This window comes from Achromobacter sp. JD417 (assembly GCF_041879325.1).
Taxonomy (GTDB): Bacteria; Pseudomonadota; Gammaproteobacteria; order Burkholderiales; family Burkholderiaceae_B; genus Achromobacter; species Achromobacter mucicolens.
The window spans coordinates 4,060,698-4,084,747 of the sequence record NZ_CP087159.1; the positions used below are offsets into that span (position 1 = coordinate 4,060,698).

Annotated in this window: 25 protein-coding genes; 14 read left to right on the forward strand and 11 right to left on the reverse strand. The window is 64.9% G+C overall.

The genetic code is table 11. The features are described from left to right. Positions 1-17 precede the first annotated feature (17 nt). Positions 18-686: a hypothetical protein gene (locus LN047_RS18690; protein WP_373979837.1), complete on the reverse strand. Its 669-nt coding sequence runs from the start codon at positions 684-686 to the stop codon at positions 18-20. A 112-nt stretch (positions 687-798) separates the two neighbouring features. Next, positions 799-1,719, reverse strand: a complete 921-nt coding sequence (locus LN047_RS18695; protein ID WP_056323455.1) for a LysR family transcriptional regulator — start codon at positions 1,717-1,719, stop codon at positions 799-801. 242 nt (positions 1,720-1,961) lie between these two features. Between LN047_RS18695 and LN047_RS18700 the strand changes: the two genes are divergently transcribed. From LN047_RS18700 to LN047_RS18725, 6 genes are read left to right on the forward strand one after another with little or no spacing between them, the layout of a single operon-like run. Further along, the gene (locus tag LN047_RS18700) at positions 1,962-2,969 is read left to right on the forward strand and encodes an ABC transporter substrate-binding protein (protein ID WP_152385021.1); all 1,008 of its coding nucleotides are present in this window, start codon (positions 1,962-1,964) and stop codon (positions 2,967-2,969) included. 3 nt (positions 2,970-2,972) lie between these two features. After that, entirely contained in the window at positions 2,973-3,827 is an 855-nt protein-coding gene (locus LN047_RS18705) for an ABC transporter permease (protein WP_370458350.1), read from the forward strand. Further along, entirely contained in the window at positions 3,827-4,648 is an 822-nt protein-coding gene (locus LN047_RS18710) for an ABC transporter ATP-binding protein (RefSeq protein WP_056323449.1), read from the forward strand. Before LN047_RS18705 ends, LN047_RS18710 begins: the two co-directional genes overlap by 1 nt. Before the next feature lie 27 nt (positions 4,649-4,675). Then, positions 4,676-4,858 (forward strand): DUF4089 domain-containing protein, encoded by a 183-nt coding sequence (locus LN047_RS18715; protein WP_056323446.1) that lies wholly within the window; start codon positions 4,676-4,678, stop codon positions 4,856-4,858. Continuing rightward, positions 4,855-6,243, forward strand: a complete 1,389-nt coding sequence (locus tag LN047_RS18720) for an AtzE family amidohydrolase (protein ID WP_373979838.1) — start codon at positions 4,855-4,857, stop codon at positions 6,241-6,243. The genes LN047_RS18715 and LN047_RS18720 overlap by 4 nt, the downstream gene beginning before the upstream one ends. Positions 6,244-6,281: 38 nt before the next feature. After that, positions 6,282-6,989, forward strand: coding sequence for a GntR family transcriptional regulator (locus tag LN047_RS18725; RefSeq protein ID WP_373979839.1), 708 nt, complete (start codon positions 6,282-6,284; stop codon positions 6,987-6,989). A gap of 50 nt (positions 6,990-7,039) precedes the next feature. Here LN047_RS18725 and LN047_RS18730 read toward each other — a convergent pair whose 3' ends face one another. Continuing rightward, positions 7,040-7,579 (reverse strand): antibiotic biosynthesis monooxygenase, encoded by a 540-nt coding sequence (locus LN047_RS18730; RefSeq protein ID WP_062839234.1) that lies wholly within the window; start codon positions 7,577-7,579, stop codon positions 7,040-7,042. Positions 7,580-7,780: 201 nt separating this feature from the next. Between LN047_RS18730 and hpxZ the strand changes: the two genes are divergently transcribed. Together hpxZ and LN047_RS18740 are read left to right on the forward strand one after the other, a co-directional pair. Further along, entirely contained in the window at positions 7,781-8,155 is a 375-nt protein-coding gene (gene hpxZ / locus LN047_RS18735; RefSeq protein ID WP_373979840.1) for an oxalurate catabolism protein HpxZ, read from the forward strand. Positions 8,156-8,311: 156 nt separating this feature from the next. Next, a complete protein-coding gene (locus LN047_RS18740) occupies positions 8,312-8,866 on the forward strand; it encodes an NADPH-dependent FMN reductase (protein WP_175155933.1) in 555 nt (184 codons plus the stop codon). Positions 8,867-9,054: 188 nt separating this feature from the next. On the opposite strand, the gene LN047_RS18745 is transcribed toward LN047_RS18740, so the two are convergent. The 4 genes from LN047_RS18745 to LN047_RS18760 all read right to left on the reverse strand — a co-directional run bounded on the left by LN047_RS18745 (position 9,055) and on the right by LN047_RS18760 (position 13,096). Continuing rightward, the gene (locus LN047_RS18745; RefSeq protein ID WP_373979841.1) at positions 9,055-10,350 is read right to left on the reverse strand and encodes a TolC family protein; all 1,296 of its coding nucleotides are present in this window, start codon (positions 10,348-10,350) and stop codon (positions 9,055-9,057) included. 130 nt (positions 10,351-10,480) lie between these two features. Beyond that, a complete protein-coding gene (locus tag LN047_RS18750) occupies positions 10,481-11,623 on the reverse strand; it encodes an HlyD family secretion protein (RefSeq protein ID WP_373979842.1) in 1,143 nt (380 codons plus the stop codon). Positions 11,624-11,696: 73 nt separating this feature from the next. Then, positions 11,697-12,095: a DUF3302 domain-containing protein gene (locus tag LN047_RS18755; protein ID WP_373979843.1), complete on the reverse strand. Its 399-nt coding sequence runs from the start codon at positions 12,093-12,095 to the stop codon at positions 11,697-11,699. A 785-nt stretch (positions 12,096-12,880) separates the two neighbouring features. Beyond that, positions 12,881-13,096 carry a dodecin gene (locus LN047_RS18760; protein ID WP_062842102.1) on the reverse strand — a complete coding sequence of 72 codons (216 nt, stop codon included), beginning with the start codon at positions 13,094-13,096 and terminating at the stop codon, positions 12,881-12,883. A 187-nt stretch (positions 13,097-13,283) separates the two neighbouring features. Here LN047_RS18760 and LN047_RS18765 point away from each other — a divergent pair, with 187 nt between their 5' ends. After that, positions 13,284-13,802 carry a DUF6496 domain-containing protein gene (locus tag LN047_RS18765; protein WP_175155934.1) on the forward strand — a complete coding sequence of 173 codons (519 nt, stop codon included), beginning with the start codon at positions 13,284-13,286 and terminating at the stop codon, positions 13,800-13,802. Positions 13,803-13,867: 65 nt separating this feature from the next. On the opposite strand, the gene LN047_RS18770 is transcribed toward LN047_RS18765, so the two are convergent. Beyond that, on the reverse strand, positions 13,868-14,770 hold the full coding sequence (locus tag LN047_RS18770; protein ID WP_056323427.1) for a LysR family transcriptional regulator: 903 nt from the start codon (positions 14,768-14,770) through the stop codon (positions 13,868-13,870). A 113-nt stretch (positions 14,771-14,883) separates the two neighbouring features. On the opposite strand from LN047_RS18770, the gene LN047_RS18775 reads away from it, so the two are divergent. Both LN047_RS18775 and LN047_RS18780 read left to right on the forward strand, forming a co-directional pair. Then, the gene (locus LN047_RS18775) at positions 14,884-15,678 is read left to right on the forward strand and encodes an SDR family NAD(P)-dependent oxidoreductase (RefSeq protein ID WP_373979844.1); all 795 of its coding nucleotides are present in this window, start codon (positions 14,884-14,886) and stop codon (positions 15,676-15,678) included. Positions 15,679-15,706: 28 nt separating this feature from the next. Beyond that, entirely contained in the window at positions 15,707-16,720 is a 1,014-nt protein-coding gene (locus LN047_RS18780) for a zinc-binding alcohol dehydrogenase family protein (protein ID WP_373979845.1), read from the forward strand. A gap of 64 nt (positions 16,721-16,784) precedes the next feature. Here the strand turns inward: LN047_RS18780 and LN047_RS18785 are convergent, their stop codons facing one another. From LN047_RS18785 to LN047_RS18795, 3 genes are all read right to left on the reverse strand, one after another. Beyond that, positions 16,785-17,141 carry a hypothetical protein gene (locus LN047_RS18785; protein WP_056323418.1) on the reverse strand — a complete coding sequence of 119 codons (357 nt, stop codon included), beginning with the start codon at positions 17,139-17,141 and terminating at the stop codon, positions 16,785-16,787. 67 nt (positions 17,142-17,208) lie between these two features. Further along, positions 17,209-18,111: an aldose 1-epimerase gene (locus tag LN047_RS18790; protein ID WP_373979846.1), complete on the reverse strand. Its 903-nt coding sequence runs from the start codon at positions 18,109-18,111 to the stop codon at positions 17,209-17,211. A 124-nt stretch (positions 18,112-18,235) separates the two neighbouring features. Further along, a complete protein-coding gene (locus LN047_RS18795) occupies positions 18,236-18,700 on the reverse strand; it encodes a hypothetical protein (RefSeq protein ID WP_373979847.1) in 465 nt (154 codons plus the stop codon). 742 nt (positions 18,701-19,442) lie between these two features. Between LN047_RS18795 and LN047_RS18800 the strand changes: the two genes are divergently transcribed. The 3 genes from LN047_RS18800 (at position 19,443) to LN047_RS18810 (ending at position 23,897) form a co-directional block, all read left to right on the forward strand. Next, the gene (locus tag LN047_RS18800; protein ID WP_373979848.1) at positions 19,443-19,811 is read left to right on the forward strand and encodes a hypothetical protein; all 369 of its coding nucleotides are present in this window, start codon (positions 19,443-19,445) and stop codon (positions 19,809-19,811) included. A 241-nt stretch (positions 19,812-20,052) separates the two neighbouring features. Continuing rightward, positions 20,053-22,707, forward strand: coding sequence for a DNA mismatch repair protein MutS (mutS, locus tag LN047_RS18805; protein ID WP_373979849.1), 2,655 nt, complete (start codon positions 20,053-20,055; stop codon positions 22,705-22,707). Next, complete coding sequence (locus LN047_RS18810) at positions 22,704-23,897, forward strand: JmjC domain-containing protein (RefSeq protein WP_373979850.1); 1,194 nt, start codon at positions 22,704-22,706, stop codon at positions 23,895-23,897. Before mutS ends, LN047_RS18810 begins: the two co-directional genes overlap by 4 nt. Positions 23,898-24,050 lie beyond the last annotated feature (153 nt).

A 24,050-nucleotide genomic window follows, 5' to 3' on the forward strand; every position in this document is an offset into this window, starting at 1 on the left:
CCGCAAGCGGCAAGCCGCTAGGCGAGGTCCGCCGCCTCCAGCTTCCACCCCAGCGCGTACAACCACGCTGTGGCGGGATCGGCATCAAACGCCGCGGCGGCGCCATCGCGCAAGGTTCGCGCCGCGGCCGGCGTGCTGGCCTCGACAACAAACAGGGGAGACAGCACGCGGCCGCTGGCGGACTCTCGCGGCAGCGGGGTGCTGAGCGCCGCGTCGGGCACCAGCAGACAAGACCGCACGAAGCCGTCGACCTCACGCAATTCGGCGCCGGCATTACGCGCCCGTGCCACCGGCGCACCCGCACTGCCCACCGGCAAGGGCAGCACCACAAGCTGGCTGCCGCTGCCCGCGCCGGTCACCGCTTCCACCGCGCACACGCGGCGCATCGGATCGCGCATGCGGTCCAGGTTGGCCACCGACCAGGCGGTCTGGCGCTCGAACGCGGCGCGGTAAGCCGCCGTGGTGAACGCGCCCAGCGACTGGGTGCGGTACAGGCCCAGATACTTGCGCCCGCCCTGCACGGACACATAGCGCGCGCCCGACAGGAAGCCGGGAATACGCACGCGTTCCTCGACATGCTCGCGGTCGTACCAGCGGTTGAAATCGGGTTCATCGGCGGGATCGACGTCGGTTGCGACGAAAAGCAGCCCGTTGGGCACAAGCGGGAATTCGGAATCAGGCGTCATGGCGTCAGAGGGTCGGGATGAGCAAGGCCTCATCATCGGGCGCAGGGCGCCGCGCGGCAAACCAATAAATCTTGCGCCCGGCAACAGAATTACTGAAAGCGATCCGGGGTTTTCACCCTTGCCAACGGGCCGGTTCGGCCTGCGGGGCCACCACCGCGGCCGTGAACTGATCCGACGCGCGGCAGGCCAGCTCGGCAACCAGCCGGATGGCGTCGGACCCGCCGCTTTCCAGGTAGCTCACCACCAGCAGCTGCGGCGGCGCCGGCAGGTCGGTGCGGATCACCTGGATCTCGCCGCGCGCGACGTATTCGTAGATGGGCGGCAACGGCACAAGCGCGCGGCCGAACCCGCTGCGCACCAGCCGCGCCAGCGCCGAGATCGAGCTGACGAAATGCACCTTGCCTTGCGGCATGCCCACCTCGCGGTACAGCGCCTTGAGCGCCTCGTGCGGCTGCGAGCCCGGGCTCATCGTCAGCACCGGCTCGCCGAGCAGGTCATGCACCGTCATGGCGTCTTCACCCCCCGCCGGCCCGACCCAGCCCATTTCCATCGGCAGGCACGGCATGCTGATGATGCCCGTATCGTTCAGCACGTCCGTCTGGAACGCGATGTCCAGCGTGCCTTCGCGCAGGCCGCGATGCAGGGCGCGCGTGGTTTCCGACGTGAGCTGCACCTCGATGCCCGGATACGTCGATCGCAGGTTCGTCAGAAAACCGATCAGCCACGTATGCACGACGGTTTCGATCGCCCCGATGCGCACCAGACCGGCGACCTCGTCGCCCCGCTTGCCCAGCGACAGGATCTGCTGGCGGATCTCGAGCAGGCGCTCGCCGTAGTCCAGCAGCCGTGTGCCGACCGCGGTCAGCTTCAGCTCCTTGGCGTCGCGTTCGAACAGGCGCGCGCCGATGTCTTCTTCCAGCGACGCGACGCGGTTTGCCACCGCCGCCTGCGTGATGTGCAGGCGGTCGCTGGCGGCGCGGAAACTGCCCAGCCGGGCGGACCACAGAAAGGCTTCGACAAAACGCGTGTTCATGGGCCAGATGCTACTGCCATCCCGGCGGGCGCGCGCATGCCCGCCCGCGCGGCAAGCCGCTATGTCCCCTTATGTGGTGCGCCTTGCACCATTTTGGTTCACGGCGGGCACCAGCCTGAAGCGGCAAGCGGGCGCGCCACGGGGCAAACCCTCCGGCGCACAACCTGGCACGGGTATTGCTTGATGACTGGTATGCAAGCTTGTCTACAAGCGCCCCCTCTCAAGCAGCCCAGGAGCCCCACATGATCAATCGCAACGCACCCTACGCCTTCAACGCCACCCGCCGCCGCCTGATCCAGGGCGCCGCCATGGGTGCCGCGGCGCTCGCCGCCCCGGCGCTGGTGCGCGCGCAATCGGGCCCGGTCATTCGCATCGGCTTCTGGCCCGTGGCCGCCGGCCTGCCGTTCTACGCCGCCATCGAGAAAGGCTACTTCAAGGAAGCGGGCCTGAACGTCGAGGCGCTGAAGTTCGCCGGCGCGCAGCAGGTCATGGAAGCCATGCTCGCGGGCCGTGCCGACGGCAGCGCCAACGGCACGGGTTCAGCCAACCTGGCCATTGGCGAGATCGCCTCGCCCGGCCTGTTCAAGATTTTTGCGTCCAACCCCAGCAACGTAAAGAACGTGCTGGACGAGTTCATCGTCGCGAAAGACAGTCCCATCAAATCCATCGCAGACCTCAAGGGGAAAAAGGTCGGTTCTGGTCCCGGCATCCAGAATTCCACGCTGGCCAAGGCAGTACTGGAGCGCGCCGGCGCAACCGGAGCAACCGTGGTCGAGTTGGCGATCAGCCAGCACGTCGCCGCGGTTGCCGCCGGCCAGTTGGATGCGTGCTACACGCTTGAACCCACGGGCACGGTGGGCCGCCTGAACGGCACGACCCGCGTGCTGGAAACGGGCGTGATCGCCAAATACGTGCTGGGCGATCCCATGGCGCCGTGGTTCGGCGGCTCGGCCTCGCTGACCACCGCCTTCCTGAAAAAGCATCCCGAGGAAAGCAAGAAATTCATCGCCGCGTACGCGCGCGGCATCGAACTGATCCGCACCAACCCCGCCGAGGCGCGCCCCTTCCTGAAGGGCTACACCGCCATCGAAGGTCCGATGACCGAGGAAGTGCCGCTGGCCGCCTACACGCTGCATAACGAGTTCACGCCCAGCGACGTGCAGTACTTCCAGAAGTTCTTCGACCTCTTCACCGACAAGGGCATCTTCGCGCAAAAGGTCGACGTCTCGACCATGCTTTACAAGGGCTGATCCATGACCGCGACCACGGCTACGGGCGCCACGCCCGCCCCTTCCACGGCCTCCAGCACCGCGCCACCCAAGGCGCAGCCGGCCATGTCCAAACCGCCGCGCAAGTTCAACAGCGCGCGCCTGCTTCCTTTGATCGGCCCGCTGGCGCTGTTCATCGTGTGGGACCTGGTGGTGCGGCTGCAACTGGTCAGCCCCGTGCTGTTGCCCACGCCCAGCGCCACCATCGTGGCGCTCGTCAAGGGCATGGCGGGCGGACCGCTGCTGGCGGACTTCCTGTCCTCGCTGAACCGCACGGTGCAGGCTTTCCTGATCGCCGGCGTGATCGGCGTGCCGCTGGGCGTGCTGCTGGGCAGCAATGAAAAGGCCTACCGCAGCGTCGAGTTCCTGGTGGACTTCTTCCGCTCCACGCCGTCGTCCGCGCTGATCCCGCTGTTCCTGATGATCTTCGGCGTGACCGACATGAACAAGATCGCCATCGCCGCCTTCGCGGCCGTGCTGGTGATCCTGTTCAACAGCGCCTACGGCGTCATCAATGCCCGCAAGCAGCGGGTGATGGCGGCGCGCGTGATGGGCGCCTCACGCTGGCAGATCTTCAAGGACGTGCTGATCTGGGAAAGCCTGCAGCCCACCTTCGTCGGCCTGCGCAGCGGCGTGTCGATGGCGCTGGTCATCGTGATCGTGGCCGAGATGTTCATCGGCTCGGACAGCGGCCTGGGCAACCGGATCATCAATGCGCAGCAGGTGCTGAACGTGCGCGAGATGTACGCCGCGATCCTGGCGGCCGGCGCGCTGGGCTATGTGCTCAACATTCTCTTTCTCGTGCTGGAAAAGCGCGTGGTTCACTGGAGCGGCCGATAATGTCCACCGTCATCAATCCCGCCATCGCGCCCGGACCGGCCGCCGCGCCCTTTCAACCGGGCCCGCTGGGCACGCACATCACCATCCGCGGCCTGACCAAGTATTTCGCCGGCTGGCCGCTGTATGAAGACTTCAACCTGGACATTCCCAAGGGCAAGATCGTATCGGTCTTCGGTCCCAACGGCTGCGGCAAGTCCACGCTGATCAACATGATCGCGGGCCTCATCCCCATCGATGCCGGCGAGATCCTGTTCGACGGCAAATCGCTGGCGCAGACCAAGATCGGCTACGTGTTCCAGAACTACCGCGAAGCCATGTTCCCGTGGCTGCGCACCATCGACAACATCGCCTATCCGCTGCGGCTGGAAGGCCGCAGCAAGGCCCAGGTCGACGCGCGCGTCGAGGAACTGGTGGCCTCGTTCGACGTGAAGTTCGATCTGAACCGCTATCCCTACGAACTTTCCGGCGGCCAGCAGCAGACCGCCTCGATCATGCGCGCGCTGGCGCCCGGGCCCGAGGTGCTGTTCCTGGACGAACCGTTTTCGGCGCTCGACTTCGAGATGACGCTGTTCATCCGCGAGAAGCTGCAGGAAGTCTTCCTGCAGACCGGCACCACCATGCTGCTGGTCTCGCATGACCTGGAGGAAGCCGTGTACCTGGCCGACCAGGTGCTGCTCCTGACCAAGCGCCCCACGCGCGTCGCCGAGATCCTGGACTACACGGATGCGCGCCCTCGCACGGTCGAGACGCTGTCCGAGCCCAGCTTCATCCAGATGAAGAAACTGAGCCTGGAGATCTTCCAGCGCGAAGTGCGCAAGTAACCCACGCCATCACCGGGAGCATCCGCCATGACACAGGAAACCATCGACCAATACGTGCGCAGCGCGCTGGCGCTGTCGGGGTATGCGCTGCGCGAGTCCGCCACCGAGCAGGTCGCGCAGCAGTTCGCCCGCATCCACGACATCGCCGCCGCGTTTGCGGACGAGCCGCTGCCGGTGGAACTGGAATCGGCCTCGGTGTTCCGCCCGTGACCGGCCCCGCTCACGATATCGCCCGCCAGGTGCGCAGCGGCGAACGCAGCGCCGTGGCGGTGCTGGACGCCACCCTCGCCCGCGTGCGCGAGCGCGATCCCCGCTACAACTGCTTCACGGCCCTGACGGAAAGCCGCGCGCGGCAGGAAGCGCTGGCCATCGATGCGCGCCGGGCGCGCGGCGACACGCTGCCGCCGCTGGCCGGGGTGCCTTACGCCGTGAAGAACCTCTTTGATGTCGCCGACGAGGTCACGCTGGCCGGCGGACGCGTCAACGCGTCCAATCCCCCTGCCAGCCGCGATGCGGTGCTGGTGGCGCGGATGCGCGAGGCGGGCGCCGTGCTGATCGGCGCGCTCAACATGGATGAGCACGCCTACGGCTTCACCACGGAAAACACGCATTACGGCGCGTGCCGCAACCCGCACGACACGGCCCGCATCGCGGGCGGCTCGTCCGGCGGCAGCGCTGCTGCCGTGGCCGGCGGTCTGGTGCCGCTGACCCTGGGGTCCGACACCAACGGTTCGATCCGCGTGCCCGCCTCGCTGTGCGGCGTCTTCGGCCTGAAGCCCACCTTCGGCCGCCTGCCGCGCACCGGTTCCTTCCCCTTCGTCGGCAGCCTGGATCACCTGGGGCCCTTCGCGGGAACCGCCGGCGATCTGGCCGCGGCCTACGACGCGCTGCAAGGCCCTGACGAGGCCGACATCGCCTGCGCGCAGCGCCCCGCCACGCCCACGTTGACGGCCCTTTCCGAGGGCGCGGGCGCGCTGCGCGTCGGGGTGCTGGGCGGCCACTTTTCGGAATGGGCGGGGCCACAGGCGCGCCGCGCCGTCGAGATTGCCGCGCGCGCCCTGGGCGCCACCGATGTGGTCGACTTTGCCGCCGCGGCGCAGGCCCGCGCCGCCGCCTTCGTCATCACCGCGGCTGAAGGCGGGGCGTTGCACCGCCGCCGGCTCGTCACCCACTACGACTACTACGAACCGCACTCGCGCGACCGCCTGGTGGCCGGCAGCCTGGTCCCCGCCGCCTGGGTGCAGCAGGCGCAGCGCGTGCGCCACCGCGCCTATCTCGAAGCGCTGGCGCTTTTCGAACACTACGACGTCCTCATCGCCCCGGCCACGCCCGTCAGCGCCACGCCCATCGGCGCGGACTGGCTGACGCTGGCGGGCAAGCAACTGCCGGCCCGCGCCAGCATGGGCCTGCTGACGCAACCGATTTCCGCCATCGGCCTGCCGGTCTGCACCGCGCCCACATGGCCGGAGCTGGACGAGGACGGCCATCTCCCGCTGGGTGTGCAGCTTATCGCCGCCCCGTGGCGCGAGATCGACTGCCTGCGCGCAGCCCATGCGCTGGAACAAGCCGGCGCAGCCCGCGTCCGGCCAGTCTGACCGCCCGCCCCACCACCCGCAACGCCTGGAGCCTCGACATGGACACCGCCTTCGCCGCCATCGACATGCCGCGCACACTGGCCGACTCCGCGTACACCACGCTCAAGCGCGACATCCTGGATTTCCGCCTGGCCCCAGGCGACCGCTTCACCGAGACCGAGATCGCGGACCGCCTGCACATCAGCCGCACGCCCGTGCGCGAGGCGTTGTTCCGGCTGGAGCGGGAAGGCTATCTAGAAGTGCGCCAGCGCAATGGATGGCTGGTCAAGCCGCTGGATTTCGAAACGCTGGATCATTTCTACGAGCTGCGCAGCGTGCTGGAAGCTGCCGCGGTGCATGCACTGTGCGCGCCGGGCCAATCGCCCGATCCGCTGCTGGCGCTGCGCCCGCTTGCCGAGACGTGGCTGGTGGACGAAAGCGAGCGTTCCAGCGATTGCGAATGGCTGGCGGATCTGGACGAACGCTTTCACGTCGAGCTGGTGGCGGCCGCCGGCAACCCGGAGATCGCGCGCGTGCACCGCGCCGCCACCGAGCGGATCCGCATCGTGCGGCGGCTGGATTTCACCCAGCCCGACCGCATCGGCACCACGTACCGGGAACACGCCGCGATCCTGTCGGCCCTCCTGGCGCGCGATGCCGCAGGCGCGGCAGACCTGTTGCGCGCGCATATCCAGGACAGCCAGAACGCCGTGCGCAAGATCACGCTGCACCGGCTGTACTCGACCCGCCGCGCCAAGGCCGCGTGAAGCTGAAGACCGCCGCCGCGCCCGGCGCGCGGCTCAGCGCTCCCGCGGCCTCAGCCGGCCCGCAGCCAGCGATGCAGCACGCGCGAGATGAATGGAATACAGAAGAACACCATGATGGGCGTAAGTATCACGCTCGTGATCAGCACGCGCCAGAACACCGGCAGGATGTTCAAGTGTTCGCTCACCAGCATCGAGAACACCAGCAGCACCGGAAAGTAGGCCAACCAGATGCTGATCGCCTGCTTCCAGCGCGGCGGCGTGCTGGCCTTGGGCGCAAACCAGCCTTCCGTGCCCTTCACGCGATGCTCGTGGCTCGCCCGCACCAGGCTCGCGCCGCGCTCCAGCCACATGCGGCGCGGCAGGGATTTCTCCCACCGGTTCAGGCTCGCCTCGTCCGTGAAGCGCAGCAAGATCTGATATTCGTCGCCGCCTTCGGGCGGCTGCAGCACGCCAGATCCCAGAAACCCCGGAAAGCCCGCCGCCAGGATTTCGCCCTGGCGCATCCAGGACAGGAAATCGCTATAGCGTTCGGGCGCGATGTGCCGCGTCACCATCATGGTGACCGGAACGGAAACGGCGGATGCGGACATGGTGATACTCCTGGGGCAGCGTGCAGCGTGTTATGCACGTTAACCCTAGCAAACGGCGTGCCAGCCTTGCAGCGCAGCAATCCCGCCTTGCGAGAGCGTCCGGGGTCCGGCGCGTGGATATTTGCGCACCGCAACACACCCCATATTGGTGATTACCCCTACTTCACGCACCAAGCTGGTGCATACCGGAGATAAGCAGCAATGGACATCAATCTGCCCGACGTCGTGGCCGAGGTCACCGCGGTTGTCGAACGCTACGAAGCGGCCCTGGTTTCCAACGACGTGGAAGTGCTGGACACCCTGTTCTGGAACAGCCCGCATACCCTGCGGTACGGCGCCGGCGAAAACCTCTACGGTTACGACGAGATTCGTGCCTTCCGCGCACAGCGTTCGCCGCAAGGCCTGGCAAGACAGGTCCTGCGCACCGCCATCACCACCTATGGCCGTGACTTCGCCACCGCCAACCTGGAATTCCAGCGCGATGGCAGCACCCGCACCGGACGCCAGAGCCAGACATGGATGCGCACCCCCGAAGGCTGGCGCGTCGTGGCCGCCCATGTCAGCCTGATGACGTGACATCGTCGATCGCCCGCGTACCGTCAAGACGCGTGGGCCCTGCGGGCATCAGGCCGACATTGCCAAACGCCATGTGAATATTCGCAAACGGCATTGAGCCTGGACTTCTGCAGGTCTACACTGGCCGTTCCCTTTTCCTTGTTGGAGCCCCTGCTCATGAGCACATACAAGATTGCGGTTTTCGTCGGAAGCCTGCGCGCCGCCTCGATCAATCTGCGCGTGGCGCGTGCGCTGGAAAAGCTGGTTCCGGCCGACTTCAAGTTCGAGTATGTGAGCCTGGGCGACATCCCGCTCTACAACCAGGACAACGAAAACAACCTGCCCGCCCCAGCCGCCAAGCTCAAGCAGCAGATCACCGACGCGCAGGGCATCCTGTTCGTGTCTCCTGAGCACAACCGCTCGGTCCCGGCCGCCATCAAGAACGCCATCGACTGGGGTTCGCGCCCGTGGGGCCAGAACTCGTGGACCGGCAAGGCCGTCGGCATCCTGGGCGCATCGCCCAGCGCCGCGGGCACGGCCATGATGCAGCAACATCTGCGCAACATTCTGGCCGCCGAAGGCGCCAACGCGCTCACCACACCGGAAGTCTTCCTGCAGTATTCCGAAGGCCTCGTCGACGACCAGTTCACCATCACCAACGAAGGCACCCGCAAGTTCCTGCAGGGCTGGGTGGACCGCTACGTCGACTGGATCAAGAAAATGAACGCCTGATCTGCCGCCGACGCCGGCCACGCCCCGCGCGTGCCGGCGCCGATCGCCCGATCTACCTCCGGGCGATCAAGCCCCTCGATGCGTCGAGGGGCTTTTTTTATCGCACGACCAAGCCAGCGCCGCAATTCGACTTCCCCACGACACGGCGCAAGCATGTCTTGCGAGGCAAAAGAAGGCGGCCGGGGCATCTACCGTGAGGCGTCATCCGAGGCGAACTCGCCGCCCAACGCCAGATGCAGATTCACGCGTTGAACCAGCCGCAACGCGCGGATGTGCAACAGACTGCCCTGCACGTGCAAGAGGTCGCGTTTGCGCTGCAACACATCAAAATCATCGACTCGGCCGATCTCGCGTTGCACCTGAGCCAACGTCAGCGCGCGGCGGCTTTCAGCAAGTTGACGTTGCAGGGATTGTTCGCGCACTGCCAACTGATATTCGCCCGTCAAACCGTTTTCAACTTCCGCCATCGCCGTCAGGATGACGCGGGCGTACAGCGCGAGCGCTTCACGTTGCTGTTCAGTCCGCAATTGCAGTGTGATCTGGCGGCGCCCCGCGTCGAATAGGGGCCACACAAGCGACGCTCCCAAGGGGAAGACCCAGGTCTGCATACTGGCCGCCAAGCCTGAATAATCTTTCGTGAAACGCCCCGCTCCGGCAAATATCGAAATGGCGGGCAGACGCGCGGCCTTCGCCTCCTCGGCGCCGAAGTATGCGGAAATAACCCTCTCGCGCGCCGCGACCAGGTCGGGCCTACGGTCCAACAGGTCCAAGGGCAGGCCAGAGCTCAAGGGCGGCGGCGCATCGGGAATCGCTTCGTCGGCCTGCACCGACGCGGACGGATAGCGTCCAAGTATCAGTTCCAATGCGCGCAGGGCTTCCGACCGGGCCTGCTCGTATTTTGCGACCGCGTCAGAAGCCGCGCCTACCTGCTCCGACCAAAACGCTACCTCCAACTCACCAGTTTTTCCGATCTGGCGACGGTAGCGAACCAGGTTGAGCTGTTCGTCCGTTGCGACGGCAAGGTCCTTTGCCAACTGCAGTTGACCGCTCGCTTCGAGTGCGGCGAGCCAACTGCGGGCGGTCAGGGCCCCGATGGACTGGCGCGCATATGCGTAATCCGCTTCGGCGGAGCGATATCCCGCCTCCGCCGACAATTTCTCGGCCCTCGCCCTGCCCCACAAGTCGATCTCCCAACTCATCAAGACTGCATAGCCATTGGCCGAAAACGCGCTGCCCGGCGTGGGATCTGTCGCCGTCCGCGCGCCCAGGCCTACCGTGGGAAGCAGGGCTGCGCCTGCCAACCTGGCCTGATGCGCCGCTTGTTGCAGCCGGCTGCCCGCGGCCCGAAGGTCCATGTTGTTGGCAATGGCCTCATCGATCAGCGCATCCAGGGTGCCTTGTGCGCCAAAGCCCGCCCATTGCGGCGAGAACGCGGCGGCTGCCGCGCTCGCGACCCAATGTTCGGGCGGCTGGATGCCGGACATGGCCTGCTCGTACAAGGCGGCGTCGTCCGGCCGATCAAGGTTTGCGCATCCCGTCGTGAAGGCCGCGGCACAGCACACCGTTGCAAGAAAACACAAAGCGTTTGGGCGGCGCGATCGCATGGACAGCTCGTCAATGAAGCTTGAGAACTAGATAGTCAAGCTTGGAAGAAACGCGGACGATGACTTTCCGAACCATATGCAGCATTCCCAGGCTGTCTGTGTAAATGGCGGCCCGCCCGCGGGCGCCCATGGCCAACGCCATCTCTTGCGGCGTCTCGAGGTCTATGCGCACGGCAAACTGCATGGGCGCAGCGGCCTGATCGCCCTCCGCGGTTGTGCCGGGCAGCAGGCCGGACGCTTGAAACTGGCCCTGGGACGTCGCCCAGACGATCGAATCAACCTTGCCTTTGAATATGTGGCCGGGCACCGTTCGAAGAGACACCTCGACCTCGTTGCCCGGTCTCACCTTTGTCAGTTGATTCTGATCGAAGAACGCAATCACCTGCTGGGTGGTTTCGACGAACGACATGATGGGACGCATGGGCAGGGCGGCCGCATAGGAGCCCACCCGCGCCTGCAGGTTGATCGCATAGCCGTCAGCGGGCGCATACAGCGTCGTTTGCTGCAACTCCCATTTCGCGAATTCCAACTCCGCTTTCGCCTGCGCCACTGAAGCCTGGTCGCCATCGAACACGGCGCCCAGGCTCAGCCGGATCTTATTTTCCGATTCTCGCGCCGCTTCCCAGTTTGCAAGCCGAACCTTCAGTTCAGTCTGGAAACTTTGGACGTCGTACTCGCTCCCTGCGCCCCGCGCAGCCAGGGCCGTGCTTTGGCGCAATCGCATGCGGCTCAGTTCAACTTGTGCAAGCGCGGCCGCGGTTACCGACTGGGCGGCGGACAGGTCGCGATCCAGAGACTGCCGTGTCGCTTGCGCGTCGATGAGCTTCGCCTCGAGCTGCCTGACCTTAAGCCGATAGGGCTCATCGTCCAGCCTCAGCAGCACGTCGCCCTTCTTGATCGGTCGATTGCCTTCCACGGCAATCTCCACGACACGCCCCGTCACGCGCGGCACGATCTCGACGACATAGTTGACGACACGCGCCTCGCCAGACGATGGCGTGACGACGTTGATCGTCAGAACAAGCGCCACCATGCCAGCCAAGCCCAAGGCAACGACGCCGACCTGGGATTGAATATTCCAGGGCAGGAGCTTGAGCTTGATGAAGACAAGCCAAACGATCAGCGCGTAGAGGACGCAAATCAGTTCGAGCATGGCAACCTCTGGTCAACCGGCGGTTGTGACGTCGGACCCGGCATTCCCGTGGGAATGATGGCGTCCCATTTTTCTAGACTTCCGCTTCGCCTTCCTTCGCGCGGGGCTTCGGATGATCGCCATCGTGCTCGTCCACACCGTAGGCAAGCCGATACGCCACCGGCTTGGTGTACGCCCACAACCAGGCAAAGGGCCACAGCATTCCCCCGAAAGCCAGGGAAAGCAGGCAGAGCGCCTTGATGGCCTCGGCTTGGGGATGACGCCGCTTCTCGGCGATCACCTCCGGCAGGACATGCAGCTTCCAGAATATCCAGACGGCGAGCACCGGCACCAGAACGAGCACGATCCAGACGAGGACGTCGGCGATGGCGTCCTCGATATGCGAGGATGCCGCCCGCCCGAGACCGGGAAAGAGGGCTATCGGCGCAATCGAGGCACTGGTCAGTTTCGACCGCAATGTGGAGAGGTGCATATCCAGCCCTTTCTTCGATCGGGGTCGGCCTCAAACAGAGGAAAACCCAGGTCCAGCGTACCGTTGCCGCAGGCCGCCTTCTTGATTTTGGTCATGGTCATCACATTCATGATTCAAGCCAACGAGGCCCAAGCGGCCGATCGTTGGCTTCGTCATAAAAATGGCGGATCGATGGCGGGCGCGCCGCGCCGGACACTTATCCCCTCCAACTGTGGAGAAAGGTGAGGACAGCCTTGGGGCAGACCCAAAAATCCCTGTCTCGCCAAGCACTTGCGATGCGCGGTCAATAAATGCGCAATCATCCTTATGGACGATTTCTGGCGGAGTTATCCCCGGTTTTCGGCGTCGTTGGGACCGTCTTGAAGATGACACACGCCCATGTGTGGATTTGTCCCCGCCTTCTGTGGACAAGGATGAGGACAGTATGAGGGCAGGTGGAAAATCCTGTTTCATATCAATGCCCTGCGGAGCGTGGTCAAGAAAGGCCCAAACGCGGTTTAGCCGTGCTGGGGTTGTCCCCGCCAAATGTGGATAAGCCTGAGGACAGTCTGCGGGTACTCTGCCAAAAGCCTTGCAGATCATCGACTTGCAGGGTGCGGGCAAGAATCGCTCACCGTGCCGCCGCCGCAGCGCGTGGGATGAGGATGAGATGGGACGGTGGACAAGCGGACAGGCTTGTCCCCATGGAATGTGGACAAGCCTCTGAACAGTCGCACAACAAGTACAGAAACTCGTTATGCGACAGTCACTTGCGAGACGTGGTCAAGCAATGACCAGCGGCGGGATCAGGAATCGCCTTCCAGGCGCATGCCGATCTTCAACCCTACCTGCCAGTGCGCCACCTTGCCGTCCTTGATGTGGCCGCGCACTTCGGTCACCTCGAACCAATCCAGGTTGCGCAACGTTTCGGACGCACGCTCGATGGCTTTCGCGATCGCATCGTCGGTGGACTTGGTGGAAGAACCCACCAACTCGATCTGCTTGTAGACATGATTCGACATAGCTCGTCTCCGCATAAGGGGTGAGTCGTGAATCGTCGGTGCTTCGCCGTGTTCCGGCGCTTACGACCGGCAATCCATTCGAACACACAGGATACCTGCGCAGCGATAGAGTGGTGTTACGAGTTCCGTCGCGCGGTCTCGACCGGCGACGGAATCGCTTTTGCAATGCGAAGCAAAGGAGACCACCATGCCTGAACGAAAGACCATCGAGCGTGCAAAGCGGGACAAGCGCGAAGGCAAATCAGCATCGACGCAAGCCGGCGAATTCGTGCGCGAGGAAATCGACAATGTGCGCGAGGGCAAGCATGGCGTGCGATCCAGCAAGCAGGCGATCGCAATTGGCCTGTCCAAGGCGCGCCGTGCCGGGGTGAAGCTGGGTACGCCCAAGAACGCCAGCGACGAGACCAAACGCAAGGCCGCGCAGGACAGCCGCGCGGCGCACGACGGCCATGCCAAGTCAAGCACGCGCTCCAAGGCCACGACCAAAGCCCTGAAGAAGGAAAGCACCAAGCCCGCGTCGAAGTCCGCGCTGTCACGCAACGCGACCAAGACGGCCAGCAAGCGCACGGCTGCGGACCGCTCGGCCGCCGCGCGCAAGGCAGCAGCGACCAAGGGTGCGGCCGGCCGCTCAGCCGCGGCCAAGAAGGCAGCACGCACGCGTGCGGCGAACAAGCAGGCAGCCGGCGGGCATCATGCGGCGCATTGATATGGCGGACTGACAAGGCGAGCGGATGCGGCGTGGCCATACCGCAGCAATTCTTGAACGTGCGGCTAGCCCGCCTCGAATGCCTTGAACCGTTCCTGCAGAAATTCCCGCAAGCGCCGCACCGCGGGCGATAGCAGCATGCGGTGCACGCACAGCAGATAGAGCGGCGACGGCTCGCTGCCATATCCGGCCAGCAGTTCGACCAGCCGGCCCGCGCGCAAGTCGCTCAGCACGTCGTAGCGCGATTTGTACGCGATGCCGTGCCCAGCCAGCGCCCAACGCCGCACCAGGTCACCGTCGTCGCCCACGCGATCGCCTTTGACCGGAATGGTGAGGCTGGTCCCCTCGTGCTCGAAGGTCCAGCGATCATGCAGCGTTTCGCCCAGCACGAACGACAGGCAGTTGTGGCGGCGCAGGTCCGCCGGCGTTTGCGGCACGCCATGCCGCGCAAGGTAGGCGGGCGCCGCGCATACGACACGCCGGTTGTGTTCGGATAGCGGCAGTGCGACCAGGCTGGAATCGTTCGGCGTGCCGTAACGCACGGCGATGTCGACCGGTTGCCGGTACAGGTCCGCCAGCCGGTCGCTGATGCGTAGCTGGAAGTTGACCCGCGGGTGCTGGCGCTGGAATTCGTCCAGCCACGGCAGCAGTACGTGGCGGCCCAGGTCGGACGGGATCGATACCGACAAGGTACCGGCAATGTCCGTCTTGTCGCGCGCCATTGCGTTCTTGCCGGCTTCCAGGGTGGATAGCGCCGAGCGCGCATATTCCAGGTAGCGTTCGCCATCGCTGGTCAAACGCAGGCTACGTGTTGAGCGCACGAAAAGCCGCGTTTCCAATGCCTCTTCCAGCCGCTTGAGCGCGGCGCTGGCCACCGCTGGCGTCAGGTCGAGCTCGCGCGCGGCGGCGGAAAAGCTGCCCAGATCCGACGCGGCGACAAAGATCTTCAAATCCTCGAATCGGACCAAATCGGCCTCATTTTCAAAAAATTATTGAAACTGCCTGCGATGCTAGCCCGTTTTTCATCGCTGCGGTGTGGGTAATCATGCATTCATTCCCCCGACACGCAAGGAGTCCCCGCATGAAAATCGAACTGAACGGCAAGAAGGCGCTTGTCACCGGATCGTCCGGCGGCATTGGGCTGGCGATTGCCATTGGACTGGCCGAGGCCGGCGCGCAGGTCATCCTGCACGGCCGCAATGCAACCAAGCTGGCGCAAGCCGCCGAGACCGTCGCGCAGCAGGTCGCAGGCGCCCAGGTCACCACCGTGCAGGCCGACCTGGCCACCGCCGACGGCGCCGCCTCCGTCAGCGCCGCGCATCCCGACGTGGACATCCTGGTCAACAACGCCGGCACCTTCACGCCCAAGTCGTTTACCGAAATCACCGACGACGACTGGCAGTCCATGATGGACACCAACGTCATGAGCGGCATCCGGCTGTCGCGCTACTACCTGCCGCGCATGCTGGCCGCCAACTGGGGCCGAATCGTCTTCATCTCCAGCGAGTCCGCGGTGCAGATTCCCGCCGAGATGATCCACTACGGCGTCAGCAAGACCGCCCAGCTCGCGGTCTCGCGCGGCCTGGCCGAGCTGACCGCCGGCACCAACGTCACCGTCAACGCCGTGCTGCCCGGCCCCACGCGTTCCGACGGGGTCGCCGACTTCTTCGCGGAAATGGCCAAGGAGCAAGGCGTCTCGCAAGCGCAGATGGAGCAGGACTTCATCGCCCAGCATCGCCCCACCTCGCTGCTGCGCCGGCTGGCCACCGTGCAAGAAGTGGCCAACATGGTCGTCTACACCTGCTCGACCCAAGCGTCGGCCACCAACGGCGCGGCCCTGCGCGTGGACGGCGGCGTGGTCCGCTCCATCATCTGAACCCCCTGAACAACCCGACTCTCCCGCCATGAAAGCCATTGCCTACTTCAAGAACCTGCCCGCCGAGAACGCCGACGCCTTGCAGGACATCACCGCCCCCGAACCGGTGCCGGGCGACCACGACCTGCTGGTGGACGTGCACGCCATCTCGGTCAACCCCGTGGACGTCAAGATCCGCGCCAACCGCAAGCCCAAGGACGGCCAGCCCGAAATCATCGGCTGGGATGCCGCCGGCATCGTGCGCGCGGTCGGCGCGCGCACCAGCCTCTTCAAGCCGGGCGACCGCGTCTGGTATGCCGGCGCCCTGACCCGTCCGGGCGCCAACAGCGAACGCCATGTCGTGGACGAGCGCATCGTCGGCCACATGCCCAAGAGCCTGGATTTTGCGCAGGCGGCCGCCCTGCCCCTGACCACCATCACCGCTTGGGAACTGCTGTTCGACCGCCTGCGGGTGCTGGATAACGCCGCGCCCAGCCAGCGCAGCCTGCTCGTCATCGGAGCGGCCGGCGGGGTTGGCTCGATCCTCGTGCAGCTGGCGCGACAGCTCACCGGCCTGACCGTGATCGGCACGGCCTCGCGACCCGAGACCCAGGCTTGGGTGCGCGACCTGGGCGCGCATCACGTCATCGATCACACCCAACCGCTGGCCGGCGAACTCAAGCGCATCGGCTTTGACAATGTGAGCTATATCGCCGGCCTGACGCACACGGACACGCATTTCCCGCAGATGGCCGAAGCGATTGCGCCGCAGGGCAAGATTGCCCTGATCGACGACCCGGCCGCGATCGATGTGCGGCTGCTCAAGGGCAAGTCAGCCTCGCTGCATTGGGAATTCATGTTTGCCCGGCCGCTGCACAACACGCCCGACCTCATCGCGCAGCACGAGTTGCTGAACCAGGCTGCCCGCCTGATCGACAACGGCACGCTGCGCACGACGCTGGGCGAGCACTACGGCAAGATCAACGCCGAGAACCTGCGGCGCGCCCACGCCTTCATCGAAAGCGGCAAGGCGCGCGGCAAGATTGTGCTGGAAGGGTTCTAGAAACGCGGCGATCCCGAGCGGGATCGCGTGCGCCGGCGCGGCGCGCCGGGCGCGATCAGGCCAATCAGCCTCGGCCTTCGCGCTTGGCGCGCGCGTGCGGGTCGTTGATTTCGGCTTCCAGCTCGGCGATCAGCCACTGGAACCAGCCGTTTTCCGTGCGGGCATAAACGGCGGCCGCCGGCGTCTTGCCTTCGCGCCAGCCCGGCTGGTGCGTGTCCATCCAGGCCGACAGGCTCTTGTGCGGCGCCAGCAGGCCGGACAGCCAGGACCACACATAATCGGGCACGTTGCGGCGAAAACCCTTGGCGCTGGCGTAGATGGTGGGCTCAAGCGGCAGGTTGCCCGCGCGAGCCAGCTTGGCCTGCGTCCGGCGAAGCGTCTCGACCGCAGCCTGCAATTGTTCGGTGCTGAGCTTTTTCACGTAACGACTCCTGATTCTGGTTTGAGCGGATTATCGCCGCAGGGTGCGGCGGTTACCAAGCTGCCATTCACTTTTTCCGCGCTGGCGCAAGCCCCAGCAGAAGCGTGGCGGCAAAACGCTCTCCAGGTTCCAGCACCTGCATGCCGGTTCGGGTCTCGCCGGCCGCCGCCAGATTGAACGCATCGGCCACGTTGCTGACCGGTTCCACGCAAAGAAAATCCGCGCCCGGCGCCGTGTACACCACCAGATGCGCGAACGCCGGGTCGGCATGCAGCGCCAGTTCGTGGCCCTCGGGCCAATGCAGCGTCGCGCGACCCTGCCATTGCGACAGGTACGTGTCGCAGCCCTCGGCGGACTGGCGCAGCTCTCGCACCGTCGCCGTCTTGCTGCCCGTGGGCAAGCCATTCTCGTCCGACGGCCAGATGCGCCGGGCGTGCAGCGCGACGCGCTGCGCCGTGAAATACGGATGGATGCCCATGCCGCACGGCATCGGCGTGTCGCCTCGATTGGTGATGGCCATCTTCAGGCTCAGCCCACGGCTGTCCAGCCGCCAGCGCTGCACGCATTCAAACGGCCAGGGCCAGCCCAGCACGCCGGCCGGCTGATCCAGCACCAGATCGACACTGTCGGGCGTCAGATTGCGGACCTGCCAGGACTGAAACAACCCCGAGCCATGAATCGCCTGCGGCCGGTTGGGCACGGACTGCAACGCGTAGCGGGCGCCATTGAACGTGAAGACGCCATCGCGGATCCGGTTGGAATACGGCGCCAGCGGATAGGATCCGGCACGCGGCCATCGGCCCGCCGGCCATTCAGTGGCGGTCAGCGGCACGATCCAGTCGTGTCCGCCGGTGGACAGCCGCGTCAGCCGGCCGCCCCCGCCGGGCGCGAACTCGGCCTGGTGGTCGCCGCCGGAAATGGAAACGCGCTCGCTGGCATCCAGCACGTCAGGAACGGCAATATCGGGCATGGCGTTGAAACTCCCGCGGCGTCCACACGCGCCACGTCGGGAAGATTGTGCCCGGCGGCGCATTGGGGCTGCAAGTTGACGCAGTCGTGCGACCGGTCAAGCGCCCCGCGCGGCCCCACCCAGATCAGCGGCCGCCGGCCGGGCGGCGGGTATCGGCCTTGCTGTCTTTGTCACGCCGGGCATGGGTGTCCAGGGCGCCGTTGTAGTTTTTCCGGCTGGAAGACGATGAGCCATCGCTATAGCGGGTGTCATAACCGCCCGTGTAGTTTTTCCGGCTGGAAGAGGACGAGCCGTCGCTATAACGCGTATCGTAGCCGCCGGTGTAATTTGACCGGCTGGTGGAGTTGCTGCCATCGCTGTAGCGGGTATCAAAACCGCCAGTGTAGTTTTTCCGGCTGGTGGAGGTCCTGCCATCGCTGTAGGTCGTATCGAAGCCGCCTTGGTAGTTGGAGCGGCTCGACGACGTGGTGCCATCGTCGTACCGGCAATCTTCCCCGCCCTGGTAATTGGCTCGGCAGCTGTCTGCCTGGGCGCCCGCGGCGGCGAGCATGGAAAGCACGACGAAAGACAGCATGGATTTGACTTTCATTTTGTTCCCGATGGCGTGGAGGTCGGTGTCATCTCACCGCGTTGTTATGCGGCCAGGCGACTACCATAGCGACATTTGCCGCGGGCGGCTGCGCATCCATTTCCGAAGGTTATTTCAGCCGATTTCGGCGCGATTCAGCCTGTTTCGCAGGCCACCTCATTCACCCATGTGTCCTCTCCGCACATGTCGGTCACCACTATCCATCGACGGGCGCCTGCCGGGCGGTGAATACCGCCCCGTGTACATCGCCCATGGCAGGCGTTCACGTGTGCATCAGGCTGAGAGGTTAGGCTAGTAAGCGCATTGAAACTGCAAGCGCGCCTGCACTTAAAGGGCAAGACGACGCAATGATAAAAAACAGGCGCCTGAAAATATCAAAAAAATTTGACTTCCAAAATCCACGGACTCAAAAGACCAACGTCATAATTCACCACGCAAATTCCTAGAAAATATTCGATTATCACTTCAATCGTTGGAAGTTATCGAACGAAAAAATACATCAACAAGGCCGGCATTTTCGGAGCTTTCTGTAATTCCCCCATTTCCGCGTCGTCCTTTTACCCTATGAAAACATTGAAAAAAACCTCGCGCACGCCCGGACCTTTGAATTAAAAAAACACCTCAAATATAACCACCAAAATTAACGTTACATAAAGAAGTAACAAGTTATATTCAGAAATAATGCTCTAGAATTTTCAACGCTGGCGAATATCTGGGCCAGCGCCATTATTCTGGAGAACTCATGAAAGTTGGTATGAAAAACCCGAAGACAGGCGAGATAAAACAGGTCAAAGTGGGGTGGAGCTGGACGCTGTTCTTCTTTTCCGGCATGTTTGGCATTCCGCTTTTCCTGCGAGGTCTCTATATTTGGGGCGCAGTATTTTTGGCTGTCGGCTCGATCAATGTGATCATGCCGGCTCCGACCGAGGAATTGCAGGCAGTCGGGATGCTTTTTAACGCGCTCATATATCTCGGGCTTCAGGTATACATGTCAATCAAGGGCAACGAACTGACGGCCAAGAATTACCTCGAGAAGAATTGGACGTTTGTGGATCCCGAAAGTGAAGACACCACAGTGGCCAAGAAGCGCTGGGGAATCGCGACCGCCTGACCGTGGCTCACAATTTGCCCGCATGACAAGCCCTGCAACCGGGACGATCCCGGTCGCAGCGTTCCAGGCTTCGCGGTCTTAGGGCGGCGCACCAAGCCGCGAAAGCGCGGCCAGGGACGACACGGACCTGGTGTTCTTTTGCTGCTGGCTGACTCAACAACCGTTGAAAAAGCGCAAACCGCAAAGATCTCGCCACGCCGCTGTTCAGCGGCGCCTTGTCCGCCCCGATACAATCACGGGCATGAATTCTGCACTGCAAAATACCTCCGCCGACGCCCCCGCGGGCCATACCCCCATGATGCAGCAATACCTGCGCCTCAAAGCCGAGGCCGGGCCGTTGCTGTTGTTCTATCGCATGGGCGACTTCTATGAAATGTTCTACGAAGACGCCGAGCGTGGTGCGCGGCTGCTCAATCTGACATTGACCAAGCGGGGCTCGTCCAACGGCGTGCCCATCCCCATGGCTGGCCTGCCTGTACATGCCATGGAGCAATACCTGGCCCGGCTGGTGGCGATGGGCGAGTCTGTCGCCATCTGCGAGCAGATCGGCGATCCGGCCGCGTCGAAGGGGCCGGTCGAGCGCCGCATCGTGCGCATCGTGACGCCCGGCACCTTGACCGACGACGCCCTGCTGCCCGCAAAGGCGGACCGCGCGCTGGCGGCCATCTGCGTCAGCGGCAGCGCTCGCGCGCCGCGGGCGGGGCTGGCGTGGCTGAATCTGGCCAGCGGCGAGTTCCGGGTGACCGAATGCGCGCCCGCGCAGCTGGAATCGGAATTGCACCGCATTGCGCCGGCGGAGATCGTTTGCGCCGACACCGCCGAGTTCGACTTTCCGTTCGAGGGCGCCCGCTCCCGCGTGCCGGACTGGCACTTCGAAAGCGACGGCGCGCGCGCCCACCTGCTGGCGCATTTCAAGACGGACACGCTGGCGGGCTTTGACATCGAAGACATGCCGGCCGGCATCTGCGCGGCCGGCGCCTTGCTGCGCTATGCCGCGCGCACGCAGTCGCAGGCACTGGCGCACGTGCAAAGCCTGTCGGCCGAGCGGCCCGGGCAGTTCGTGCTGCTGGACCCGGTCACGCGGCGCAATCTGGAACTGACGCAGACGCTGTCGGGCGAAGACTCGCCCACGCTGTTTTCGCTGCTGGACGGCTGCCGCACGCCGATGGGCAGCCGCCTCTTGCGCCGGTGGCTGCATCACCCCTTGCGCGAAAACGACCAGGCGCTGGCGCGCCAGCAGGCCATTTCGGCGCTGCTGGCCGGGCGCATGGACGTGGAGCAGACCTTTGGCTCGGCCGGTCTGCTGGAAGCGCTGCGCGCCGCCCTGAATGCCTTTCCCGACATCGAGCGCATTGCCGCGCGCCTGGCGCTGCGTTCGGTGCGCCCGCGCGAACTCGCCAGCCTGCGCGACGCGCTGCAGGCCTTGCCCGCGCTTGCCGACCTGGTCGAACCGATGTCCGCCTCGCCGCGCATCGGCGAACTGATCTCGCATCTGTCCGTGGACCCTGCACTGGCCGCCCTGCTGGTGCGCGCCATCGCGCCCGAGCCTGCCGTGGCCATCCGAGATGGCGGCGTGCTGGCAGCCGGCTTTGACGCCGAACTCGACGAGCTGCGCGCATTGGCCGCGGACGGCGGAGACTTCCTTGTCCAGCTCGAAGCGCGCGAGCGCGAGCGCACCGGCATCAGCAACCTGCGCGTGGAGTTCAACCGCGTGCATGGCTTCTATATCGAAGTCACCAAGGGCCAGACGGCGAAGGTGCCCGAAGACTACCGCCGCCGCCAGACGCTCAAGAATGCCGAGCGCTACATCACACCCGAGCTCAAGACCTGGGAGGACAAGGTGCTGTCCGCGCAGGACCGCTCGCTGGCCCGCGAAAAATGGCTGTTCGAGCAATTGCTCGACGTGCTTGCCGAGCACGTTCGCCCGCTGTCCGACTGCGCCGCGGCGCTGGCCGAGCTGGATACGCTGGCCGCGCTGGCCGAACACGCGCAGCGCCACGACTGGATCGCGCCCGAGCTGTCCGAGCAGGCCGACATCGACATCGAGGCCGGCCGCCATCCGGTGGTGGAACGCGCCATCGAACGCTTCACCCCCAACGGCTGCCGTCTGGATCCCGCGCGGCGCATGCTGCTCATCACCGGCCCGAACATGGGCGGTAAGTCGACGTATATGCGGCAGGTGGCGCTGATCGTGCTGCTGGCGCGCATAGGCAGCTTCGTGCCGGCCTCGCGCGCCCGGATCGGCAAGATCGACCGCATCTTCACCCGCATCGGCGCGGCCGACGACCTGGCGGGCGGACGCTCGACCTTCATGATGGAAATGACGGAGGCCGCGGCCATCCTGTCGGCCAGCACGCCCAACAGCCTGGTGCTGATGGACGAAATCGGACGCGGCACGTCCACGTACGATGGCCTGGCGCTGGCGTGGGCCATTGCGTGCCGCCTGCTGTCGCACAATCGCGCGCTGACGCTGTTTGCCACGCACTATTTTGAACTGACCCGCCTGCCCGCCGAGCAGCCCACGGCCGCCAACGTCCACCTGGCCGCGGCCGAGTCGGCGGGCGGCATCGTCTTCCTGCACGAAGTGCGCGAAGGCCCCGCCAGCCGCAGCTACGGGATTCAGGTGGCCCAGCGCGCGGGCGTGCCCGCCGCCGTCATCCGGCAGGCGACGCGCGAACTTGAACGCCTGGAAGCGCAAGGCGCACCCACGCCGCAGCTGGGGTTGTTCTCGGCCGCAGCCGAGGCCGACGCCCAGGCGTATGCGCAGGCCGAACGCGCAGACACCATCGAGGCGCTCGACTCCCTGCGCGAGGAGCTTTCCGCCATCGACCCCGACAGCCTCACCCCGCGCGAAGCGCTGGATGCCCTTTACCGCTTGAAGAAGCACCTCCAATGAACCTCGATCATCCGCTTGCGCTCCTGGGCAATCAAAGCCCCAACGACTTCATGCGCCGTTACTGGCAGAAGAAGCCGCTGCTGATCCGCCAGGCCATTCCGGCGTTCAAGCCGCCCGTCACCATCGCGGCCATCAAGAAACTCGCACGCCGCGACGACGTGGAGTCGCGCCTCATCTGGCGCGAGAACGGCGAATGGCAGATGGAAAACGGCCCGTTTGCGCGTCTGCCCAAGGACAACGAAGGCGACTGGACGCTGTTGGTGCAGAGCGTGGACCTGCATAGCGATGCAGCTGCCGAGCTGATGGCCCAGTTCCGGTTCATTCCGGACGCCCGCCTGGACGACGTGATGATCAGCATCGCCAGCCACGGCGGCGGCGTCGGCCCGCATTTCGACAGCTACGACGTATTCCTGCTGCAGGCGGCGGGCGAGCGCGAATGGCGCTACGGCCGCCAGAAGGACCTGTCGCTGGAACCGGACTTGCCGCTCAAGATCCTGAGCAACTTCCTGCCCGAGGAAAAGGCGGTGCTGGCGCCCGGCGACATGCTGTACCTGCCGCCGCAGGCAGCCCACGACGGCATTGCCATGGGCGATGGCTGCATGACGATCTCCATCGGTTTCCGCGCGCCGACACAGGCGACGCTGGCGCGTGGCCTGCTGGAAGCGGCCGCGGACCAGGTCATGGCCCGCGTGGGCCTTCTGGGTGGTCCCTACGGCGAACCCGCCCTGCCCGGCCCGAAGCTGTCGGCCGTCTACCGCGATCCGGCCCAGCCGGCCGTGGACACGCCCGCGGCGCTGCCCGACGCACTGGTGGCCGCCACGCTGGAAACGGTGGAAAAGCTGCGCTTTGACGACGCGCTGGCGTCGCGCTTTCTGGGTTGCTGGCTGACCGAACCCAGCAACCTCAGCGTGTTCGATGCGCCGGAGGGCATGGACGTGGATCTGGAAGAGGACTGGCCCGCATCCGGGCGCCTGGTGCTGGACCGCCGCAGCCGCATGCTCTATCGCGGAAAACAGCTGTTCATCAATGGGGAAACCGCGATGACGCCCGTGGATGCGGCGTTGCGCCTGCTGGCCGATTCACGTAGCCTGGATTGTGCGCATCCGGCCTGCGCCCGCCTTTCCGACGAAGCACGGGCATGTTTGGCCGATTGGCTGGATTCGGGCTGGATTCATTACCGAGCCGAGTAGTAACTGGAAACGTTCGCGTATCCGTGTCACACAGAAAGAAATCAGGTCTGTAAACCGGGTCACATCAAGAAAGACATAACACCAAGCTGAAAGGTTTGTTGCCGTTGGGATGCGAACGATTTAACTTTCCTACGCGATCGCCCTGAACCTTCC

Excerpts from the sequence above, each read along its gene's own strand:
- LN047_RS18775 (WP_373979844.1), top strand. The coding sequence starts at position 14,884 with ATGAAAATCGAACTGAACGGCAAGAAGGCGCTTGTCACCGGATCGTCC.
- LN047_RS18690 (WP_373979837.1), bottom strand. The coding sequence starts at position 686 with ATGACGCCTGATTCCGAATTCCCGCTTGTGCCCAACGGGCTGCTTTTC.
- LN047_RS18750 (WP_373979842.1), bottom strand. The coding sequence starts at position 11,623 with ATGCTCGAACTGATTTGCGTCCTCTACGCGCTGATCGTTTGGCTTGTC.
- LN047_RS18725 (WP_373979839.1), top strand. The coding sequence starts at position 6,282 with ATGGACACCGCCTTCGCCGCCATCGACATGCCGCGCACACTGGCCGAC.
- LN047_RS18740 (WP_175155933.1), top strand. The coding sequence starts at position 8,312 with ATGAGCACATACAAGATTGCGGTTTTCGTCGGAAGCCTGCGCGCCGCC.
- LN047_RS18780 (WP_373979845.1), top strand. The coding sequence starts at position 15,707 with ATGAAAGCCATTGCCTACTTCAAGAACCTGCCCGCCGAGAACGCCGAC.
- LN047_RS18800 (WP_373979848.1), top strand. The coding sequence starts at position 19,443 with ATGAAAGTTGGTATGAAAAACCCGAAGACAGGCGAGATAAAACAGGTC.
- LN047_RS18790 (WP_373979846.1), bottom strand. The coding sequence starts at position 18,111 with ATGCCCGATATTGCCGTTCCTGACGTGCTGGATGCCAGCGAGCGCGTT.
- LN047_RS18715 (WP_056323446.1), top strand. The coding sequence starts at position 4,676 with ATGACACAGGAAACCATCGACCAATACGTGCGCAGCGCGCTGGCGCTG.
- mutS (WP_373979849.1), top strand. The coding sequence starts at position 20,053 with ATGAATTCTGCACTGCAAAATACCTCCGCCGACGCCCCCGCGGGCCAT.
- LN047_RS18755 (WP_373979843.1), bottom strand. The coding sequence starts at position 12,095 with ATGCACCTCTCCACATTGCGGTCGAAACTGACCAGTGCCTCGATTGCG.
- LN047_RS18705 (WP_370458350.1), top strand. The coding sequence starts at position 2,973 with ATGACCGCGACCACGGCTACGGGCGCCACGCCCGCCCCTTCCACGGCC.
- LN047_RS18765 (WP_175155934.1), top strand. The coding sequence starts at position 13,284 with ATGCCTGAACGAAAGACCATCGAGCGTGCAAAGCGGGACAAGCGCGAA.
- LN047_RS18745 (WP_373979841.1), bottom strand. The coding sequence starts at position 10,350 with ATGTCCGGCATCCAGCCGCCCGAACATTGGGTCGCGAGCGCGGCAGCC.
- LN047_RS18695 (WP_056323455.1), bottom strand. The coding sequence starts at position 1,719 with ATGAACACGCGTTTTGTCGAAGCCTTTCTGTGGTCCGCCCGGCTGGGC.
- hpxZ (WP_373979840.1), top strand. The coding sequence starts at position 7,781 with ATGGACATCAATCTGCCCGACGTCGTGGCCGAGGTCACCGCGGTTGTC.
- LN047_RS18710 (WP_056323449.1), top strand. The coding sequence starts at position 3,827 with ATGTCCACCGTCATCAATCCCGCCATCGCGCCCGGACCGGCCGCCGCG.
- LN047_RS18810 (WP_373979850.1), top strand. The coding sequence starts at position 22,704 with ATGAACCTCGATCATCCGCTTGCGCTCCTGGGCAATCAAAGCCCCAAC.
- LN047_RS18700 (WP_152385021.1), top strand. The coding sequence starts at position 1,962 with ATGATCAATCGCAACGCACCCTACGCCTTCAACGCCACCCGCCGCCGC.
- LN047_RS18760 (WP_062842102.1), bottom strand. The coding sequence starts at position 13,096 with ATGTCGAATCATGTCTACAAGCAGATCGAGTTGGTGGGTTCTTCCACC.
- LN047_RS18730 (WP_062839234.1), bottom strand. The coding sequence starts at position 7,579 with ATGTCCGCATCCGCCGTTTCCGTTCCGGTCACCATGATGGTGACGCGG.
- LN047_RS18795 (WP_373979847.1), bottom strand. The coding sequence starts at position 18,700 with ATGAAAGTCAAATCCATGCTGTCTTTCGTCGTGCTTTCCATGCTCGCC.